The organism is Hymenobacter sp. B1770 (genome assembly GCF_049896385.1).
In the GTDB taxonomy this organism is placed as follows: Bacteria; Bacteroidota; Bacteroidia; order Cytophagales; family Hymenobacteraceae; genus Hymenobacter.
Map to the genome: position 1 here is coordinate 82,127 of NZ_JAFCUF010000003.1, position 20,790 is coordinate 102,916.

The 20,790-nt window shown below is 60.2% G+C and carries 13 protein-coding genes; 11 read left to right on the plus strand and 2 right to left on the minus strand.

From position 1 onward, the window contains the following. Positions 1-46: 46 nt before the first annotated feature. The 10 genes from ACP7AJ_RS07250 to ACP7AJ_RS07295 all read left to right on the plus strand — a co-directional run bounded on the left by ACP7AJ_RS07250 (position 47) and on the right by ACP7AJ_RS07295 (position 11,079). The gene (locus ACP7AJ_RS07250) at positions 47-892 is read left to right on the plus strand and encodes a DUF4129 domain-containing protein (protein ID WP_426059526.1); all 846 of its coding nucleotides are present in this window, start codon (positions 47-49) and stop codon (positions 890-892) included. 96 nt (positions 893-988) lie between these two features. Next, a complete protein-coding gene (locus ACP7AJ_RS07255; protein WP_426059527.1) occupies positions 989-2,320 on the plus strand; it encodes a DUF4350 domain-containing protein in 1,332 nt (443 codons plus the stop codon). Positions 2,321-2,453: 133 nt separating this feature from the next. Next, on the plus strand, positions 2,454-2,717 hold the full coding sequence (locus tag ACP7AJ_RS07260; RefSeq protein WP_426059528.1) for a hypothetical protein: 264 nt from the start codon (positions 2,454-2,456) through the stop codon (positions 2,715-2,717). A gap of 78 nt (positions 2,718-2,795) precedes the next feature. Next, positions 2,796-3,755: an AAA family ATPase gene (locus ACP7AJ_RS07265; protein ID WP_426059903.1), complete on the plus strand. Its 960-nt coding sequence runs from the start codon at positions 2,796-2,798 to the stop codon at positions 3,753-3,755. 27 nt (positions 3,756-3,782) lie between these two features. Then, positions 3,783-4,235, plus strand: a complete 453-nt coding sequence (locus ACP7AJ_RS07270) for a hypothetical protein (RefSeq protein WP_426059529.1) — start codon at positions 3,783-3,785, stop codon at positions 4,233-4,235. 51 nt (positions 4,236-4,286) lie between these two features. After that, positions 4,287-5,636, plus strand: coding sequence for a DUF58 domain-containing protein (locus tag ACP7AJ_RS07275; protein WP_426059530.1), 1,350 nt, complete (start codon positions 4,287-4,289; stop codon positions 5,634-5,636). Then, positions 5,633-7,687, plus strand: coding sequence for a beta-N-acetylhexosaminidase (locus tag ACP7AJ_RS07280; RefSeq protein WP_426059531.1), 2,055 nt, complete (start codon positions 5,633-5,635; stop codon positions 7,685-7,687). Before ACP7AJ_RS07275 ends, ACP7AJ_RS07280 begins: the two co-directional genes overlap by 4 nt. A 183-nt stretch (positions 7,688-7,870) precedes the next feature. Continuing rightward, positions 7,871-9,322 (plus strand): hypothetical protein, encoded by a 1,452-nt coding sequence (locus ACP7AJ_RS07285; RefSeq protein ID WP_426059532.1) that lies wholly within the window; start codon positions 7,871-7,873, stop codon positions 9,320-9,322. Between the two features lie 48 nt (positions 9,323-9,370). Further along, positions 9,371-9,982, plus strand: a complete 612-nt coding sequence (locus ACP7AJ_RS07290) for a 3'-5' exonuclease (protein WP_426059533.1) — start codon at positions 9,371-9,373, stop codon at positions 9,980-9,982. 122 nt (positions 9,983-10,104) lie between these two features. Further along, a complete protein-coding gene (locus ACP7AJ_RS07295; RefSeq protein WP_426059534.1) occupies positions 10,105-11,079 on the plus strand; it encodes a hypothetical protein in 975 nt (324 codons plus the stop codon). A gap of 9 nt (positions 11,080-11,088) precedes the next feature. Here the strand turns inward: ACP7AJ_RS07295 and ACP7AJ_RS07300 are convergent, their stop codons facing one another. Next, a complete protein-coding gene (locus ACP7AJ_RS07300) occupies positions 11,089-14,910 on the minus strand; it encodes a hypothetical protein (protein WP_426059535.1) in 3,822 nt (1,273 codons plus the stop codon). Between the two features lie 294 nt (positions 14,911-15,204). Here ACP7AJ_RS07300 and ACP7AJ_RS07305 point away from each other — a divergent pair, with 294 nt between their 5' ends. Then, on the plus strand, positions 15,205-16,770 hold the full coding sequence (locus tag ACP7AJ_RS07305; RefSeq protein WP_426059536.1) for a T9SS type A sorting domain-containing protein: 1,566 nt from the start codon (positions 15,205-15,207) through the stop codon (positions 16,768-16,770). Between the two features lie 74 nt (positions 16,771-16,844). On the opposite strand, the gene ACP7AJ_RS07310 is transcribed toward ACP7AJ_RS07305, so the two are convergent. Next, positions 16,845-20,729 (minus strand): sensor histidine kinase, encoded by a 3,885-nt coding sequence (locus ACP7AJ_RS07310; RefSeq protein WP_426059537.1) that lies wholly within the window; start codon positions 20,727-20,729, stop codon positions 16,845-16,847. Positions 20,730-20,790: the final 61 nt, after the last annotated feature.

Below are 20,790 nucleotides of genomic sequence, written 5' to 3' on the forward strand. Positions count from 1 at the left end.
GCCTTTGCTTGCCCCTACCCAACTTCCACCGCAACCAGTCCGCTACTTGCTACCATTCTTCGCCAACCTACTGCCCGTCTTGGCCAGCGTGAGCCACGCCGGTAAGCACCTCCGGTGGGTGTTGCTGGCGCTGTGCTTCGCAGCAGTAGCCCCACCGGCAAGGGCGCGTGCAACGCCCGAGACCGGCGGCACCGCCCAGCGCCAGCAGAGTCAGCCGCTGCCGCCCGACCTCAATACAGCCCTTCCTCCGCGCCGGCCCGATGAAAACCGGCTGCGCGAGTTGGCCGGACAGCGCGACTTCCGCTACGAGGAACCCAAAGCCTCTACCGACGCCTGGGATGCCTTTTGGGCGCGGGTGTGGCAGCGGCTTGGGAAGCTGCTGGACAACCGCATCGGGAATTTCCCCTGGCGATATATTATCTACGCCCTTGCTCTGGGCATTCTGGTGTTCGCAGTGCTAAAGCTGCTGCAAGTCGACATCACAAGGGCTTTTGGCCGCTCGGCGCAACGCCGGCCGCTGGCCTATGACACCGCGACGGAAGACATTCACGAAGTAGATTTTCCCACCCGAATTGCTGAGGCCGAGGCTGCAGGCAACTTCCGCTTAGCCACGCGCCTGGGCTACCTCGAAGTACTCAAACACCTCACCGACGGTGGCCTTATTCGCTGGCAGCCCGACAAAACCAACCACGCCTACCTCTCTGAATTAGCATCAGGCCCGTTGCGCGACGCTTTCCGCAGTGCCACCCGGCAATTTGAATACGTGTGGTACGGCGACCTACGCCTGACTCCCGCGCTCTACCTCGAAGCCCGAACCGGCCAACGCGCGGTGAGCAGCTTGCTGAGCAGCCACCGCCGCGGCACCCCGCGGGCCACGGCACTTCCCAGCTGAGCAGCAAGCACGAGGCCACTCTTCTCGTAACCCGGCGCAGCAGCCACCCCCGCTGCTTCTTATTTTTCTCCTGGTACTAAATACCTTGCTCACCTGATGCCGCAGCTTACCACTTTCCGTCTTTACCTGCTGGGAATTGCGGCGCTGTTCGCCGGCTACGTCACGCTGGAGTATAACCGCCCCAAGCCCGTTGACTGGAGGCCCACGTACGTCAACAAGGATAAGATTCCCTTTGGCACCTATGCCCTCTACGACCAACTCCCCCACCTGCTGGGCACCGACTCGATTCAGGCCGTGCGCCTGCCTGTGTACAGCCACCTCACCAGCCGCGCGGTAGCGCAAGCCACCACCAAAGCAGGCGCGACTCCACCAGAATCGTACGCGCAGGACCAGAGCTTAGAAGAAATCTTTGGCAGCGTGGAGTTGCCGCGCGGCCATGGGCCCAGCAACTACTTATTTGTTAACGATGGTTTCGAAGTCAGCCCACTCGACCTGCGCACCCTGCTAAAATACGTGGCGGCAGGCAATGATGTCTTTGTAGCTACCCAAAGCATCGGCAGCGCCAGGGGCAGCAAGCTGCTCCGCGACAGCCTGGGTTTGGCTTTAAAGGAGACCGATTTGGTTACCCACAAAGGCCCCAAGGGCTTTCCTGTGGTCGACTCAGTAGACCTGCGCTTTACCAATACTGCTTTGGCCAAGGCCCATATCCGCCTGCCCGGCACCGCACTCCGGCACTACCTTGCCGTGGACTCGGGCCGTGTGGGGCGCACCCTGGCAACCAACGACGCGGGGCAGGCAGTACTGGTCCGGCTCGACCACGGCCGGGGGCATTTTTATTTTTGCTCGGCTCCGGTGGCCTTCACCAACTATTACCTGGTGCGGCCGCGCAACACTGCATTTGCTGCCGCCGCGCTGGCTTATTTGCCCGCTCGCCGCACCTGGTGGGATGAATTTCAGAAGCAAGGCCCCCTGGGTGAGCAGTCATTGCTGCGGGTGGTATTTGCGCACGATGCGCTCCGTGTGGCTTATTACCTCGTTCTGGCCGGGGGGCTGTTGTTTGTGCTCACTGCCGCTAGGCGCCGCCAGCGCATCATTCCCATCATCAAGGCGCTGCCCAACAACACCCTGGCCTTCACCCGCACCGTGGCCAGTCTCTACCAGCAGGGCAGCAGCCATGGCCTCATTGCCGAGAAAAAAGTGAGCTTATTTCTTGACTACTTGCGCACTCGCTTTCAGGAAAACAACCCAGATTTAGGAGATGAAGAATTTCGCGGACGGCTAAGCCAGAAGTCAGGGGTGCCCCGCCCCCGCGTGAACGAACTGCTGCGGCAGGTAAACTATGCCCGCACGGCCCCAAAAATGACCGACCAGCAACTCCTGCTGCTGAGTAAAGCTTTGGGCGATTTTAAACAAGAAGCCAGCCGCTAAATCAATATTGCACTGTACTTAGAAACGTTCTTTTTAATGATTAGGATTTATCTAATAAATCACCTTTGAAGCTCATTGAGCGGCTTTTTTTTGCATCATTTACCTCTGTTTATAAGAAATAAGTCGTTTCAAAATGCTCACTGTTGATAAGCTGAAGGTTTTATTGAAATTTAATTGGGACCCTGACCATTTCATCCGAGGTGGTTCAGCCAAGGAAAAAGCACTTATGGCGGGTATTGACTGGAGCGAATATGCAGGATTGCTCCAGGACTTGATGCTTGTGACGAAAAAATTGGTTTCAACCGAATACGCCCTCAATGTCCATCGGAAGCTGCTCGCAGTCTGCGCCGATGAAGCCACAACCCAAACCTTTATTGGTTACGCCAGCACTTTATAAATGGAAAACGAGAACACGTTTCAAGCACCCAATGCCCAAGCACCTTTAGATTCCCCGACTACCACCGAAGTGGCCTTTATGCCACGCACCGACTTTGCCCGCCTCACGGCCCAAACCGACGCCATTCGGGCCGAAATCGGCAAAATTATTGTGGGCCAGCAGGAATTGCTGGAGCTGCTGCTAACGGCTGTGCTGGCCGATGGTCACGTGCTACTCGAAGGGGTGCCGGGCGTAGCCAAAACCCTTATGGCCAAGCTACTGGCCCGTACCCTGGAAGTGCCATTCAGCCGCATCCAGTTCACGCCCGATTTGATGCCGTCGGACGTGTTGGGTACGTCGGTATTCCGCCAGAACAAGTCAGATTTTGAGTTTCGTCCCGGCCCTATTTTCGCCAGCGTGGTGCTGATTGATGAAATTAACCGCGCCCCCGCCAAAACTCAATCAGCTCTGTTTGAAGTGATGGAGGAACGCACCGTGACCCAGGACGGCACGGCATACCCCATGACCGAGCCCTTCCTGGTGCTGGCCACCCAAAACCCGATCGAGCAGGAAGGCACCTACCGCCTGCCCGAGGCCCAGCTCGACCGTTTCCTGTTTAAGCTGCACGTGGGCTACCCAACGCTGGCCGAGGAAGTGCAGATTCTGAGCAGCCATCATGCCGGCCTGGGCAGCACGCATCTGGAAGCGGTGCAGCCCATTCTTTCGGCTGCCGACTTGCAGGCCTTGCGTCAGCAAGTGCGGCAGCAGCGCGTGGAGGCCAATATTCTGGAGTACATCGCCAAACTTGTGGGCCAGACGCGGGCGCACAAATCGCTGTACCTCGGGGCTTCCCCCCGCGCCTCGCTGGCCTTGCTCAACGGAGCCAAGGCCTTGGCTGCCCTGCGTGGCCGCGACTTCGTAACGCCCGAAGACGTGCAGTTTCTGGCTCCCAGTGTGCTGCGCCATCGCATCATGCTCACTCCCGAGCGCGAGATGGAAGGTGGCACGCCCGACGATGTGGTGAAGCAGATTATGCAGGCAATTGAAGTGCCGCGGTAGAATCGTAACTATTTAATTCTATCTACCATGCATCTATCTACCATGCATCCTAGCACACTATTAGCTAATCAGTATTTGCAAAAAGGTCTATTAGGTGCTTGTGTAGAAAGCTTTGGCTTAACGAATCAAGTATTGACATTGACATTCAGGGATGGTAATACAGACGACCATTGTCTTTGGATAGAAACTGCAGTTTCTGCTAATACCACAACCTTCGATGACCTGTCCATTGATGCCACAGCTCGAGCTTTATTATTTTTCAATAGCGTGAATTTACAAGAGGTCACTGCCATTTCATGTACTGACGAAGGGGACTTAGATATTCAATTCGCTAACAACATAAAGCTTAAGCTTGACGGTTCAGGAGATGAATATGGTGAACCCTGGCAATTTAACTTATCCTTCTATGATTATGATGTCTCTATCATAGCATCTGAAGGCGGCTACTTAGTATTTGATTCTCGTGATAAGCCAGCTTAGAAGCTTTTTTAAGGTAATCGATAGTCTGCACCTCGCCACGCGCCGCACTCCATGAGCTTATTCCTAACCCAGCGCTTCTTCTTGGGTATGGCAGCAGTTGCTGTCGGGTTCGTGGTAGCCTTTTTCCTCCCATGGCTGCTCGGGCCGATGCGCATAGTTCTGGGCTTGCTGGTGGTGCTCACGCTGCTGGATATTCTCTTGCTTTACGCGCCCACCAGAAACCAAGCTGCACCCGTATTCGGCCGCCGCGTGATGGGCGACAAGCTCGCGAATGGCTCGGACAACGACATTCAGATTTACACCGAGAACAACTACCGGTTTCCCATTCAGACCGAAACGATAGATGAGATTCCGCATCAGTTCCAGCGGCGCGACGTACTGTTTCATGCTTTGGTTAGGCCAGGCGAAACGCAGATTGTCAACTACCAGCTGCGGCCTACCAAGCGCGGCGAGTACCATTTTGGGGCAATAAACATTTATGCTGCCTCTCCCCTGGGGCTGGTGCGCCGCCGCTTTCGCTACGACCAGGACCGGACCGTGCCGGTGTATCCCTCCTTTCTGCAAATGCGGCAGTACGAGTTGCTGGCCATTCACAACCGCCTGACGGAGGTCGGCGTGAAGCGCATTCGGCGGGTGGGCCACAGCCTGGAATTTGAGCAAATTCGGCCCTACGTGCCCGGCGATGACCCGCGCAGCATCAACTGGAAAGCCACCGCTCGCCGTGCCGGCACCGGCGCTGCCGATGAGCTGGTGGTCAACCACTTTCAGGACGAGCGCGCCCAGCAAGTGTATTGCCTCATCGACAAAGGTCGGGTGATGCGCATGCCGTTTGAGGGCCTCAGCCTGCTTGACTACGCCATCAACGCCACGCTGGTGGTGAGCAACATTGCCTTGCTTAAGCACGACAAAGCCGGCCTGCTCACGTTCTCAAACCGCCCCGGCACCACCCTGGCCGCGGACCGCCGCCCCGGCCACTTGCTGAAACTGCTGGAAATCCTGTATCGGCAAAAAACCAAGTACCTCGAAACGGATTTCGAGTTGCTCTACGCCACGGTGCGGGCCCGCATCAAGCAGCGCAGCTTGCTGGTGCTGTTCACCAACTTTGAGACGCTGCACGGCATGCAGCGGCAGCTGCCCTACTTGCGCCGCATGGCCAAAGACCACTTGCTGCTGGTGATTTTCTTCGAGAACACCGAGTTGCGGGAGTACCTGGACGTGCCCGCCGCCACCGTCGAAGACGTGTATAATCAAACCATTGCCGAGAAGTTTGCCCAGGAAAAGCGGCAAATTGTGCTCGAATTGCAGCGCTACGGCATCTACTCCCTGCTAACCGCGCCCAAGGATTTGACCGTAAACACGATTAATAAATACTTAGAATTCAAAGCCAGGGGACTAATATGAGGAGTTTGACACCGGCCGTGGGGCTATTTTGGGGGCTGCTGCTGGCCCTGTGGGGGCCGGGCTATGCGCTGGCCCAAACGCCGCACAACCTGATGCCGGTGCCCGCCGAAATGCGCTGGGGCAAAGGCCGCCTGAGCCTGAAAACGCCGCTGAAGCTTCAGGTAGACAAGACGGCCGACTCGGCGGTGGAGGCCGCCGCCCGCCGCTCGCTTCTGCGGCTGCAAGGCCCGGGGCAGTCCGCCACGGGGCCTCTGCTCCAAATCCGCTACGGCCGCGTGGGGGTGCCGGAAAAGTTTGAAGAAGAGCGCTACAGCCTGCGCGTGACGCCAATGGGCGTGACCATCGATGCGCCCACCAGCCTGGGTGTGCTTCGGGCCCTGGCCACCCTCGAGCAATTGGCTTACACTGAAAAGCGCCAGCGCTACCTGCCCGAAGTCGACATTCAGGACCAGCCCCGCTTTGCCTGGCGCGGGCTGCTGATTGATGTGGCCCGGCACTTCATGCCGGTGCCGGTCATTAAGCGTAATATCGACGGCATGGCCGCCGTGAAGCTAAACGTGCTGCACTGGCACCTGACCGACGACCAGGGCTTTCGGGTAGAGAGCAAGGTGCTGCCGCGCCTGCACCAGGTAGGCGGCGCCGATGGCTACTACACCCAAGAGGAGGTGCGCGACGTGCTGGCCTACGCCGCCGCGCGGGGCATTCGGGTGCTGCCCGAGTTCGACGTGCCCAGCCACGCCACCAGCTGGATTGCGGCTTACCCCCGGCTGGCCTCCAACGACTCCATTTATGGCGTGTACCGCAGCTTCCGCACCTCTAATATTGCCATCGACCCCACCCGCGAAACGACCTACACGCTGCTCGACTCGCTGCTTACGGAAATGACGGCTCTCTTTCCGGACCCTTACTTCCACATTGGCGGCGATGAAAACGACGGGCGCCAGTGGCGGCGCAGTCCGCGCATTTCGGCCTTCATGCGCGAGCGTGGCATGGTGAAAGCCGACGGCAAAACTGTAGATAAGCACAAGCTGCAAACCTACTTCAACCGCCGGGTGCTGGCCATGCTCCAGAAGCGCAACAAAATCATGGTGGGCTGGGATGAAATCCTCGGCCCGGACCTGCCCAAGGAAATCATCATTCAGAGCTGGCGCGGCAAAAAGTGGCTGGACGACGCCGTGAAGCAGGGTCACCCTGCCCTGCTTTCCGACGGCTACTACCTCGACCTGAACTATACCGCCGCCTCCCACTACCTCCCCGACCCACTGCCCGCCAACACCACCCTCACCCCTGCTCAACAGAAGCTGGTGCTGGGCGGCGAAGTGGCCATGTGGGCCGAATTTGCCGATTCGGTGATTCTGGATTCGCGCATCTGGCCCCGCGCCGCGGCCGTGGCCGAGCGGCTGTGGTCGCCGCAGGCTACTACCCAGGATGTGGCCGATATGTACCGCCGGCTCGGTGCTATTTCGACCTTTCTCGAAACTGTGGGCCTGCGCCACCGCCGCGCTCCCGAACTCCTTTTAGCTCAAATGGCCGGCACCAGCAACGTGGCCCCGCTGCGCACCCTGGCCGCTGTTATAGAGCCTGTGAAGGAGTACAAGCGCCATTTTCAGGGCATGGTTTACACGCCCCAAACACCGCTGAACCGGTTGGTCGACGCCGCGCCGGCCGAGTCGGTGGTAGCCCGTCGCTTCGCCGTGCTCGTCGACAGTGTGGTGGGGACCGGCGCGGTGAAGCCTCCCCGGCCGGCCGTTTCGCTCCGGCAGCTGGCGGCGTTGCGGGCCCAGCTGCTACAATGGCAAGCCAATGACCAACGCTTGCAGCTGCTGCTGGTTCTCAACCCAGCGCTACGCGAATACGGGCCGCTTTCTACCCAGCTGGCGTCGGTGGCTACGCTGCTGCTGGAGCGTCTGAATCAGCTGCAGTCACATCAGGCGCCATCTGCCGCATGGCTGGCGGCGGCGCGCACTACCCTCACGGCCGCACAGGCTCCGGCAGGCCAAGCCGAGCTGGCCATTATTCCGGCGGCGCGCAAGCTGGTGGGTTTGCCGTAACGGAGATTGGTGCTGCGCCGACCAGACGTGTTCATGGTCAGACTTCGATAAGCGCTAGATTCGCCTCTTCATTCCCCTTCAGATAGGCCAGGCAACCATTCTCCAGCCTCACGCTTGTGGTCACTGGCGTCCCCCATCTCCGCGTCAAACGCTCTTTTATTGAACGCCCTCAACCTCCGCCTTTTGCTGCTCCGGCTTGGCTTGCTGCTGGCGTTAGCGCCTTTTCTGCTGCTCACGGCCTACAACCAACCATTTTTCGACGATTTCCGCAATGCCTACTGGACGCGGGCCCACGGCACCTGGGGCGTGCAGGCCTGGCTGTTTCAAACCTGGACCGGACGTTTCACCTCCACGTTTTTCATGACCGTGCTCAACCCCGTCACCTACGGCTGGCTGGGGGGCGTGAAGCTGGTGGCGGCCGTGCTGCTGGTGGTGCAGTGGGCCAGCATTGCGCATTTTCTGCGGGCACTTTTCCATACTGTCCTCCGAGTTGCTTTTTCCTGGCAAGACGCTTTTTGGGGTGCGGCGCTCCTGCTGGCGCTGTTTTGCAACGCAGCGCCCGCGCCCTTTTCCTTTTTGTACTGGTTTTGCGGCGCCGTGGCCTACCAGATACCCTTGATTGGCTTGTTAAACTTCACCGCTCTGGCGCTGCGTTCGGGCTGGGGGCCACCGGCAAACCACTGGCGAAATGCCGTTCTGGCTTGTGGCCCGCTGGTGCTTGCCCTTGCTGGCAATGAGCTGACGCTGGTGCAAGCCTTGCCCATTTTGGCCCTGTTAGGCTACGCCCTGCCCGCGGGTAGCCGCCCCCAATGGTGGCTTTGGCTGGCCACCGGCGCGCTGGCGGCTGCGCTGGCTACCATGGCACCCGGCAACTGGGCCCGCGCCCGCGCCATGGCTCCCGACGATGCCCTCCAGGCCTACCGCTGGTTGGTGTTGCTGCCCCGCACGGCGTATTCAGCAGTGCTCTTTCTGGCGCGCCCCCTAACGTTCCTTAGTGTGATGGCGGCCGCGATTATGGGCTTGTGCCTAGGCTACCGGCAGCGGGCCATGGGTGAGGCTTCGTGGCGGCTATCGCGCTGGCAGTGGGGAGCGATGCTGCTGGCTTTCGTGGTTTTGAATGGCATCGGGTTTCTGTTGTTTCGCTACCTCACCGTGGCTACGCCCTTGATGCGGGCCCAAAATGAAATTCTGCTGGTCATGTTGATTTCGGTGGCGGCATTGGCTTGGTTCGCAGCCCAGCAGCTGCCGGAAACGCGCTTTTGGCTCCCGCGCTGGCTGCGCCATAGCAGCTTGCTGGGGCTGGCACTGTTCGGCCTGTTTGCCGCCGGGCACGTGCCCGAGGCATGGCGGGAACTGCTGACCAGCGCCGCGCCTTTTGATGCCCAAATGCAGGCCCGCTTTGCCCGGCTTCGAAGCGCCAGCCGCGCCCACGAGCCAGCCGTGACGCTGCCGCCTTTGCGCTTGCCATACGGCCACGTTCTTATCCCACTCCGTCAGTTCAGCAATTTTATTGAGTTTAATATTGACCTCACGCCTGGCTGCGAAGGCAACATTAACGGCGTGATGGAGCGCTATTTCGAGGTACCCGAGGTGTGCTGTGACACGCGAGCGCCAGCCATCGAGACGCCGAAATAAGTACCCGCTTCCCTGGTGCTTTCCGGCTGCCCCGGTTATCTTGGCACTATGCAAGCAGAAATTACCCAGGCCCTGGCGGGGCTCAACTTCACGGCCATCGATTTTGAGACCGCCAACGAACGCCGCTCCAGTGCCTGCGCCGTGGGGGTGGTGCGGGTGCAGAGTGGCCAGATTGTGGAAACCTACCAGACCCTGCTGCGCCCCCGCGAGCTGCGCGTGGACTGGCGCAATTACCAAGTGCACGGCATTGCCGAAACCGACCTGCACAACGCTCCCACCATGGCCGACGTCTGGCACGAGTTGCTACCCTACCTGCACCGCCAGCCCGTGGTAGCGCACAACTCCGCCTTCGATGTGAGCGTGCTCGAGCACACCCTACGCGACTATGGCCTACCCGTGCCGGCCTTTCACTGCCTGTGCTCTGTGAAGCTGAGCAAGGTGGCCTGGCCCCAACTCGAGCGCCACAAGCTCGACCACGTAGCGGCCTTCTTCGGCATTCCGCTCAACCACCACGATGCCCTTTCCGATGCCCGTGCCTGTGCTGAAATCACCATGCAGGCATTTCGCTCTGGCACTCATTTGCCGCTTTGCTTCAAGCAGCGGGAGCTTACGGCCGGGCTGGCGCGGCGGGTGGCGGCCCCCTCCTACAAGCACGCTTAGCCACTGGCACCTTTTTGCTTGAGTTGGCGGCTTCCCGCGGCGCATCCCTGCCGTATAAGGAGCAAGCCGACAGCGCCGTGCTGCCTTGCTTGTCGACTTTGGTCTTTTCAAACCCGTTCAAGATGAAGCGTCTACGTCTTACCCACTGGGGTGGCTTATGCCTGATGTTGGCGCTTAGCAACGCTTGTCAGTCTTCTAAATCGGAAGAAAAGGCCACGAGCGGCGCTACCGAAGAGCGGGCCAACTCGCCAATGGCCGTTCCTCCCGTGGGCACTCCCCCCGTGGCCGTGGCCCCGCGGCCGGCCAGCGCGTCCCAACTCCAAACGCTGGCGCAGCGTTTCGACCCCATCATACGAGGAGCCTGGGTCACAACGGGCTACCTGAAGGCCTTGCAGCAGTCCAGGTCTCCGCTGAAGGCTGCCGATGCCGTGGGCGCGGTATCTGAAATCCATATCAATCCGGCGGCACGTGCCGGCGACAGCCTCGTGCTCACCGTTGGGTTTGGCAACCACGAGGGCGGCGCCATCACCCTCTATTACCGACCCGGCCAGCAGCCCAATTCACTGGCTACCCGCTACCGCGACTACGAGTCGCCGGGCAGCTACGCCGAGCTGAGCTACCGCCTCGGCACCCGCGACACTACGTTGCTGCTGACTACCTACAGCCGGAGCCGCCGAGCCTTACATCGCGCCGGTTATCGGCGCGTTGCGGGAGCTCAGGTCGGCACACTGGGTGCCCTGAACCGCGCCGTAAACCAGCTGCTTTTCGTGGGAAGCTACACCGGTGCCGACTCTTTGGGCAAGCCCGCGGCTCTGCAATTTGCCGCCAACGGCCGAGTGAAAGGCCTGAAAGGGTTCCGAAACTATTCCGTGAACACCGACTTCAGCGGCGGGCCCGGCAACGACATCGACCACCTCGTTCTCGACTCCCACACCAAGCACGCCCGGCTGATGGGCTACAGCCATCGGGCGGATACCCTGCGCCTGTACGCGGCTGGCACAGTAGAGCCGCAGTTGGTGGCCGGCACCGAAGACGAATACACCCTGCCCGTACTAGTGCGGGGCCGCCTGCTCTTCACCTTGGTGCGGCGTCGATAAAGAGCGATTTTAGAACAGCACGGCCACCTGCATGCGGCCGGTGTGCACGGTGTTCAGGCCACTGGCTTTGCGGCCGTCGTAGGCCAGCGTGATGTTTAGGCCATTGCTGAGGCGCTGCTCCACGTTCAGGTTCCAGGTATAGTTGCTGCCGGGACGCAGGGCGTTAAGAATTTCCACGGCCACCACGGAGTTGGGGTTGGCGCCCTCAAACTTGACGTTGGTATAGCGGGTGGCCACCGTGATGATGCGCTTGTTTACCTGGCTGAGGCGGGTTTCGAGGCCCAACTCGTCGAAAATACCGGGGTTAAGTTCGGCGCCTTCAGTAGCAAGGGTGTTTTGCTTACGGGTGTGCAGATAGGTGCCCGTGAGGCGCAGGCTGGGCGTGGGCTGGTAGCTGACTTCGGGCTGCGCGGTGTAGATGAGCAGGCGGTAGTTGCGGGAGAGCAGGTAGGTGCTGTTCGACTCGCGAATCTCGCGGGTGCCGGTAAGGCGGCCCGTAAATGATGTGGCCAGGGTGCGGCGCACCAGCAGGCTTTGGGTGCTCAGGTTGCGCAGGTCGGCGCCCTGGGCCAGCAGCGTTTTCTGCTGGGTTTGCTGCACCGTTAGCTCGGCCCCAAAAATCGGATTGGACCGATTGAAGTATAGCGTATTACGCATCAGCTGATTGAAGGCAATTAGCTGCTCATCCTCCTTATCGTAGCTAAACGGACTGAGGCGCGAAACCAGCGAAGGGTCGGTGGTGCGGCGGTCTACGGTGATGCTGGTGAGGGTAGCAAAGCGCGAAGCGGCTGCCCGCAGGCCGCCGGCTTCGCGCCAGCCACGCGGGGCGGCCGTGGTCAGGCGGTAGCTGAGACGGTTGGTGAAGGCCGTGATGTAGTCCGAGGTTGGCAAATACACTTTGATGAAGGTCCGGTACTGCGCGTCCGAGGTCTGAGCTTCAAAAAACTCGTCTTTGTCCTGCTGCCCGTCGCCATCGGCATCGCCGCCGTAAAAATGGGTACCCTGGCCCGCTGGCACGGCGATAAACGAAAAATCTCGCTTCAGCTCCCGGCCCGTGGCTACGCTGTAGCTCAACTCGGAACGCACCTGGTTTTGCAGCAGGCTGGCGTTGTAGAACACCTGCCCCAGCACCGTGCGGTTACGGGCCAGGCCCAAGGAGTCCAGGTCGCGGTAGGTGGCCAACAGGCGAATGTCCTGGGTTTTGCCCAGCCTCGAGGCCAGCGTGCCGTGCCAGGTTTGGGCCGTGCCGCGCAGCTGCAGGGCGTTTTGCTCGGGGTTGGGGGTTTGGTCGCGGCGGTAGCTGTAGTCGAAGCGGTACTGGGTGCGTGCCGAGTCGCGGCTCTGGATGAACACGTTGTGCTCGTCGAAATAATTGGCCGACCGAACGGTATCAGTGGTAGCCGAGCTCACCCGGTTTTTATCGAAGCGGTAGGTGTAGCCCGGCACTACCTTCCCGCTCACAAAGCGGCCCGTGGCCTCGCCCCTGGCCCAATCTGACTGGAAGCGGCCGGCCCTGGAGTTGAGTACGAACAGCGAGCCGCGCAGCTCCAGGTTGCCTACCTTTTTGGCCGCATCTACCCAGTGCTGCAAGCCGCTCACCTCGCCGCGCCTAAAGCGGCGGCTGAGCCGGTAGCTCACGCCGTTGTTGGCGTCTTTCATCAGCCCCAGGCTGAGATTAAAAATATTATCGGACCGCGCCGTTTGGCCACTGGAGTTGCTTTGCAGCGTGTTGGTGGCGCTCCAGTTGCGGTCGAACTCAATATCGCGGTAGCGGTCTATCGGCGAGAAGCGCTTGCCGGTGTACTCATAGTCCAGGGTGGAGCGGAAACGGTAGTTGCGCAGCATCCCCTGCGCCAGGGCGTCGGGCAGTTGCCGGTCCTGCACCACGTAGCCCATGCGCATAGCGCCGTCCTCGTCTCGCTCGGTCGAAAATCGGTTGCGGTCTAGCCGCGAGCGGGCGGCATCAAAAAACACGGTGGTGCTGCTGTCAACCTGGTAGCTCACGCTCCCCGAAATCATCTGCTTCAACAGGGGCGTGGGCAGCCGCCGCAGTGGTGCGTAGCGCCCCTGCCCAGGCCCCACAAATCGGTAGACGCGGCCGTTGCTGCTCACCTCGCTGGGGTCGTTGGATAGGGCGTAGTCGCCATTGCCCTGCCCCACGTCCGTAAACCGCACTTCGAACACCACGCCTAAGGTATCGGCCCCCACCGCGCGGCTAAACCGGCCCGTAGCGGTATCGCGACGATACAGCACTTTCGTGCGCGTATAGCCTACCACTTCCTCGCCGCGCGTCACCGCAAACGGCACGTTGCCTGCCTGCTGCAACTGCACACGCTGGGTACTGTCTAGGTTGAGGTTGGGCGAATTGTCGGGGTTGTCGGCTTCCTGGTAAAAATTACCCTGCACGCGCAGCCGGCCCAGCTGCTGGTAGTGGCTCAGGGCATAAAGCGAGCGGGCGTAGTTCAGGTCCGAGTATTCAAAATCAATCTTAATTCGTGAGTTGCGAGTGATGAGGTGGCTCGGCGTAAACGTGACTTCGGCCAGGTTGTAGTCAATGGTGTAGTCGGCGTCGAAGCCCCGGGTTTGCAGGCGGCCGTCGAGGTACACCCGCTCGGAATTGGCCAGCACAATAATGAACTGCTCGCCATTGGGTCCGTTGAGGCGGTAAGGGCCCTGCACGTTTTCGATGGGTGGAATCTCAATACTAGCAAATTTTCCCTTGGCCACCCCGCCTGCGGCCGCGGTCGACGACTGCCACGCCACGCCCCGTCGCACGCCCGCACTGTTCACAGTAGCCCCCGCCACGGGAGCGGCGTCGCCTTGGGGCAACGGCGGCTCATCTACTCTGCCAACGCCCTGCCCATTGGGGTCCGTGAGCTGGGGCTGGCTGATGGCTGGCGGATTCAACGTAACGGGCGAAGGCCCATTGGGCAAAGAGTTGGGCATGCCCCCGGGCACCTGCCCGGCCTGCCCATTCAGAAACACGGCGTTCGACACGCCCTGCATGGCTCCCAGGCCGGCCAGCCCCACGATGGGCGGCCCAAAATTGGCCTCGGCCGCTGCCCCCTGTATGTTTTTGTAGTAGCGCAGGAAGTAATCGGGCTTGTTGCGCAGCACCACGTCACCGGCCGTCAGGTTCCAGTTCGGGTTGGTCAGGGTGATGAAGATTCTGTCGAACTGCTGAAGCTGCTGGGTGTTACCCTCTGGCTGAAAGGGCACGTTCTGGTCGCTGATGGCTGCCGTGAGGTTGATGTTTTCTGCCAGCTTGCCCTCCAGTTGCAGGTTGAGGGCTGAATTCACAAAGACGTTCTGGGTGTTACCAAAGCTGATGCCCCGCGCCAGATTGCCGGTTTTGTTGATGCCCGGCGTGCTCAGAATCTGCTCTTTTACCGAGAAGTCTTCGTACCGCATGGCATCGCGACGAAAGCTCATGCTGTCCATCAGGCTCAGGGGCCGGCGAAAGCGCGCCGCTGACAAACGCAGCGGCAGCACTCGGTAGCATAGCAGCAGCGAATCGGGCACGGGCACATCGCTGGTATCGTGCGGGGCCGGTCGAATCCAACTATACCGGTTGGTGCGGGTGTCATAAGCCACCATTTGGCCCTGCACCGTCACTGAGGATGGCACCACCGTGAGCGTATCGACAAGGGCAAAGGTGGTGGTGTCCTGCCCCAGCGCCAGCGGCACGTAGCGGCAGCGCCGGGTATTGGGCGGGGTAGCTTCGCCCGGGCGGGCGGGCCGCACCTGTGCCTCCGCCCGCCCGGTCAGGAATAGTAGCGCCGCAACGAGCAGGCCCGCGAAGGGTAAGCACAGGCGTAAGCGGCGAATCATGCAGTAAAGGTCGGGAGAAGTGTCGGCACAACGCCTAAGCCCTAAGGTTTGGTGCCCAGGCACCGACACGCCCAATCCGGTTCTGCTATAACTTACAGAGACGGCTGTATTATGGATGTTTCAATGGGAATTACCTTTCGCCCTAATTTACTCTTTTCTCAAATTATGGTCAAAATTCTACCTTGGCTTAACAACAATCGCAGCGCACTCTTTTTAAGTACCCTGCTAACCTTAAGCGTTGCCGGGCCAAAATGTTGGGCGCAGGGATTCGACCCAGTAGTTGAATACCGGATAGTGGCCGGCACGCGACCCTACGGCTTGGCTTTGGGCGACCTGAACGGCGATGGCTTGCTTGACATTGTGGCGGGCGACAACGCTAACCAGCACCTAACCAGCGTGCTGCTGGGGCAACCAGGAGGACTTTTCGGGCCGGTTACCGCATACCCATCAGCTGCCGGCTCTTTTGACCTGGCACTGCGCGATGTAAATGGCGACGGCCGGCTCGACCTGATAACGGGAGGTAACGGTCCCATTTCGGTGGGGGTGCAATTAGGACAAGCCAGCGGGTTTGGGTCGATGAGTACGTATCAAACTGGAGGAGGCATCATCCAAAAAATTGCCTTGGGCGACCTGAACGGCGATGGATTACCTGATATTGTATTGGCAAACCTTGGCACGAACCACGTGGATGTGCTGATGGGCCAAGCCGGTGGCTTTGCGCCGGTCATTAGGTATTCAACTGGCGTAGAAAGTTCGCCCTTTGCCGTAGCACTGGGTGACTTGAACGGCGACGGGCGGCTCGACATCGTCACGGGAAATACCAAGTCCGCCACCATTGGCGTACTTCTCGGACAACCCGGCGGGGGATTTGCGCCGGTAGTTACCTACCCTGCGTTTCGCAGCAGGGTAAACACGTCGACGCTTTACCTCATGGGAGTGGCCCTGGCTGACGTAGACGGCGACGGGCGACTCGACGTGGTCACATCCAGCGACGATGCTCCTACCGGCCCCACCCTGGGTGTACTATTAGGAAAGCCCAATGGCCTTGCTCCCATCAGTTACTTCCCGACTGCTGGCCTGTCGGCTCATGGCTTGGCCGTGGGGGATGTCAACGGGGACAGTTGGCCCGATATCGTGCTGGCAAGCCCCGGAGCCAACGCCGTTGGGGTGTTGCTGGGGTACCCAGGCGGCTTCAGCACACCTTTTTCATATTCAACCGGCGCTAATAGGGTTCCGTGGGAGGTGGCACTAGGTGATGTCAACAGCGACGGCCGCTTGGATATTGTGACAACGAACTCCGCCGCGTCGTCCGTCGGGGTGCTGCTAAATTCGGCTCCGCTAACGCTGACTGCAACGGGTACTACGCCGGGCAGCGGACCCGCAGGCAGCACCATCACCCTCACTGGCAGCAATTTACAGGAATCCGTAGCCGTGGTTTTCGAGGGCACCGGCAATCATACCGTCAGCAGCGGCTTTGCTGTGGACCCGGCCGGCACCCAAATCACGGGTATCGTAGTACCCAGCGGGGCCACAAGCGGCCAGTTGCGGGTAGTAACGCCCAGTGGCACGGTCACCAGCAGCACCAGCTTCGCGGTGCAGACGCCTACTAGCGTCTTTGCCAGGAACCCCGGCAACACCATGGCGCTCTATCCGAGTCCGGCCCGAAACAGCGCCACGGTATCGCTGCCAGCCGCTTCTACTGCGCGCTCGGTGCTATTACATGATGCACTGGGCCGGTTGGTACGTCAACACATGCTCCCCGCGCAAGCCAGCACCACGGCTCTTGACTTGGTTGGTATGCGCCCAGGCGTTTACTCCGTTCACTGTGGGCCTTTCACATCCAAGCTCGTGGTTGAGTAGGCTACCGCTGGTAGCTCTTGGTTTGCAAATCCTTGCTCTAGAAAGGAATTGCCAGGATGAAATTGGGTGCCTCCTTACCCAGCCAGCGGCAGCTCAATATGAAATTGCGTGCCTTCGTCCACTTTGGTTTCAAACCAAATGCGCCCCCCCGCACTCTCGATGCCGCGCTTGGCCACCGCCAGCCCAATGCCCGACCCGGTTTCCTTGGTCGTGAAATTGGGCACAAACATCTTTTCGCGCACCTCATCGGTGATACCCGCCCCGTTATCACAAATGGTCACTCGCAGGCGGCCACTGTCAGCCGGCGCCAGCGACACGCCTATGTGCGGGTCGCGGCCCTCGGGCACAGCCTGCCGCGCGTTTATCAGCAGGTTGTTGAAGGTCCGCACCAATAGGTTTTCGTCCGCGTACACCACGTAACGCTCGCTCTCCGAGTCCGGGGGCAAATGCAGCTCCAGGGCACCGTCGTTGGTATCGGGCTGGTGCAGGGCCGCGCAGCGGCGCAGAATCGCCGCTACGTCCAGCCGCTCGGGGCGCATGGCGGGCAAGTTGGTAAACGTGCTAAACGACGTGGCAATGTCGCTCAGCACGTCAATTTGAGTGATAAGGGTTTGCGAAATCCGCCCAATCAGCTCCTCGGCGTTCGGTCGGCGCTCGTTGATGGCTTTCTGCAGAAACTGCAGGCTCAGCTTCATCGGCGTGAGCGGGTTCTTGATTTCGTGGGCCACCTGCCGGGCCATCTCGCGCCACGCAGCCTCTTTTTCCTGGGCAGCCAGCTCCCGTTTACTAGCCTCCAGCTTGGTAAGCATGGTATTGTATTCGCGCACTAGCAGGCCAATTTCGTCGTCGGAGCTGCGGTAGTCCAGCAGCTCGTTTTCGCCGGTGAGGGTGGTTAGCGTCAGCTTTTGGGTGATGAGCTTGAGCGGAGCCGTGAGCTGCCGTGCCGCCACAAAGGCTAGGCCTAAGAACAGCAAAAACATCAGGGTAAAGATGTTGAGAATCGTCGTAAATAGCTCGGTCAGCTTGGTGTTGAGCTCTTTTTCCGAGTCAAAGAACGGAATTCCCACGTACCCCAGTATAGGCCCGGTAGGCAGGGCGGTGTCGTCGGCCGAGGCCTCGTTGAATTCATTTTGCAGGGAAGCGTCTTCATCGAAGTTCGTAGCTGGCTTGGCTCCTCCGCGCGGTCCTTTTTGTTTGATGGCGTGCCCTGCCAGGTCGGTTATTACCACCTCTCCCGCCCCAGCCCGCACCGGCAAGTACAGCGCGTTGAACGAGAGCGACCCCGCCCGCTCTGTGAGCAAAGCACGCTGCCGGTTCTGTTCGCGCAGCGCCACCACGGCCTGTGGGTTCAGCAGCGGCCCCAGCAGCCCGGCATCGAAAATCAAGGGTTGGCTGCTAGCTAGCAGTTCCCCGTGCACATCGTAGAGGTTTAGGTCGGTTTCGGTCAGGCTGGCTACGTTCTTCGCCAGTGCAGCCAGCGTAGGCCGGGCTGTGCTGTCCGAGAGCAAGTGGCGCTGCCGGCGGAGGCTCTCCAGGGCCAACTGCCCGCGGCGCTCGTACGTCCGAGCCAAATCGCGCTGGTAAGAGGCAATAAGCTGGCTGGCCGTCGCAACGCTCACCACCACCAGTGGCACCACAATGCCCACGTTCAGCAGCAGCTGGATGCGCGCACTGAAATTAAGCCGCAGCCGCGCCATTGACTTTCCACGCAGCAAAAGCAGGAGCCCCACCACCAACAGCCAGAAAAGCGACGACATCAGAAACTGAAACGAGAAGTTGGCCAACCAATCGCCCGGTGAGTAGGTAGCTGTAGTCACCACCACGGTCCGGTCCAGAGAGCCGCGCACGGCGTAATGATGGTACCCATTGCGGCTTACGCCTGCTTCGTACAGGCGCGGCTCGTTCAGCAAGCTGGCTGGCAGCAGGTTCGCATAATCAAAGTCGCCTTCGCTATACATAAGCCCGCCCTTTGTGTAGCCCGCGTAGCTGAGCTCCGTGGCCAAGCCGGGCTGAAAGAACTTTTGGTCGACCAGCAATTCAGGCAAAACGCTGTAAGTCGTAAGTTTTTTCAGCGTCAGCTCCACCCGTACCGCGCCCAGGGGCAAGCCGGAACCACTCACGCGGTTGCCGGGCACCTTGATTTGAGCGACGTAGCGCCGGGAACTGAACGGATTGACCGAATGCATCAAGTATACCCCGCGCTGGCCGGTTGGGGTAGCCGTGCGTTCCAGTTCGGCCCGCGCCTCTACAAAGCCGGGAGTGCCGGGCACAGCACCCAAGGGTTCTCCGGCTTCGTCGTAGAGAATGATGTTACTCTCGTATTTATCGAAATAATCACTCAAATACTGCCGGGCAATGCGTTGGCGCACGGCCTCTGATTGGCCAAACGCGGCCGAAAGCGAACGGCGCACAAAGGGGTCCCGGGCAATTTCCCGCATTCGCTCGCCCAGCTCAAACTCCCCATAAAAGTCATTTTCAATCAGCAAGTTGCTGGCAACCCGCTGCTTATCAACCAGCAATTGTTTCTCGAAATGAGCATAAAGTGCCAGCGCACCCGTGGCCGACGCCAGCGCCAGCAGCAGCACTATCAGCACCGAAGCCTGATAGCTTCCTGCAAGGGGTTCGGCGCGCAGGTTCACGGCCTTTACCAACGATGCAAACAGCAGCAATACCCCAGCCAGTAGCATCCACGGCAGCTCCCACGCCAGCCCCACCCCCAATAGGGGCAGCGCAGCCACAGCCGGGCCCAGCAGCAAAGTTCGCCGGGGCACATGCTGCAGCAGTGCGCCGGCCAGCTGCGTCAAACCATAAAAACCGACCAGCCACGCAGCCGTGTGCAACAGCACCGCCAGCCCCAGCAACACCCAAAAACCTGTTACCTGCAGGTTCCGGGTTATATCCAAACTCAATTGGGAACTGCCAAAAGCCGTGGTGTAGTACAGGAACAGCAGCACCAGCCACACCCCAAACGCAACTCCCACACCCGCAGCCGCCAGTGCCTGCCCACCAGGGGTGCGAGGCGCCCGCACCCGCTCCAGCACCCGCAGGCTTCGCCAGAGGGCCATGCCGCCTGCTGCCACCAGCAAACCCAGCATTGAACTCAGGAGCAGGTCGCCCAACGACGGCGCCCACCAGGAAGCGGCGTACACACGCGGGTCGAACAGCGGCAATTCAATAAATGAATACGGCAACCCCAAATACAGCAGCGCTGCGCGCAGCAAGACCATTGGCAGCACCAGAACTATCGCGGCCACTCCTGGCCGCCGCGCCCGCCACCACCGGCGAGCGAGCAGCAGCCAGCCCGCTGCATACAGCACACAGCCCAAGGCCAGCAGGGCCAGCGGCACGTATTGGCCCGTTAGTGGGTTGGGCTGAAGTCGCTTTATTGAGAACAGGTAGCTGCCGCTAGCCGATTCGAAGCGCGCCAAACCCTTGGCGGTGCTGTCCACAACCACCTGCAGTTCCAATCCGCGAAACAGGGCCTGCTCTCCCCCCTCCCGCAAGTAGCGGTTGCTGATGCCGTAATGCCGCTCCAGGGGCAAATAAGTAAGAATATTGTACCGGCCAGCTTGGCGCTGCAATAGCAGAAAGTGTCCTACTGGCGTCTCCACCACCTGCTGAGCAGCTAAAGTGGCTGCGTCGTATTCGGGTCGCAAAGTAGCATCAGACCAGTACCGTAGCTCGCCGTTGTCGAGCACGCAAGTAGGATACGTAGTTTGATCCAGCAGCTTTTGAAAGCTGTAATTACCCCGTGTTAGGTGCACCGCCACGGTATCGGCCTCGCTCCGGGCTTGGGTCTCGGCATTCCGCACCAGCTTCTGCAAGCGCGTCAAATCGGTTCGCTGCACCACGCCCGGCTCCTGAGCGTAGCGACTGGCCAGATATCCATTCACAAAACACAACGCCGCGGCCAGCAGCAACAGCCAGTGCAATCGACGCCGCGCGAGAAGGTAAGCCACTCTTATGCTTGGGTTTTGAGAGAAATGCCGAAAAGAAATTGCCGGGCCGAACCCATGAGCA

Bases quoted from the DNA above. Each gene is read 5' to 3' on its own strand.
- ACP7AJ_RS07295 (WP_426059534.1), top strand. From the start codon at position 10,105: ATGAAGCGTCTACGTCTTACCCACTGGGGTGGCTTATGCCTGATGTTG.
- ACP7AJ_RS07265 (WP_426059903.1), top strand. From the start codon at position 2,796: ATGCCACGCACCGACTTTGCCCGCCTCACGGCCCAAACCGACGCCATT.
- ACP7AJ_RS07260 (WP_426059528.1), top strand. From the start codon at position 2,454: ATGCTCACTGTTGATAAGCTGAAGGTTTTATTGAAATTTAATTGGGAC.
- ACP7AJ_RS07280 (WP_426059531.1), top strand. From the start codon at position 5,633: ATGAGGAGTTTGACACCGGCCGTGGGGCTATTTTGGGGGCTGCTGCTG.
- ACP7AJ_RS07275 (WP_426059530.1), top strand. From the start codon at position 4,287: ATGAGCTTATTCCTAACCCAGCGCTTCTTCTTGGGTATGGCAGCAGTT.
- ACP7AJ_RS07255 (WP_426059527.1), top strand. From the start codon at position 989: ATGCCGCAGCTTACCACTTTCCGTCTTTACCTGCTGGGAATTGCGGCG.
- ACP7AJ_RS07300 (WP_426059535.1), bottom strand. From the start codon at position 14,910: ATGATTCGCCGCTTACGCCTGTGCTTACCCTTCGCGGGCCTGCTCGTT.
- ACP7AJ_RS07270 (WP_426059529.1), top strand. From the start codon at position 3,783: ATGCATCTATCTACCATGCATCCTAGCACACTATTAGCTAATCAGTAT.
- ACP7AJ_RS07290 (WP_426059533.1), top strand. From the start codon at position 9,371: ATGCAAGCAGAAATTACCCAGGCCCTGGCGGGGCTCAACTTCACGGCC.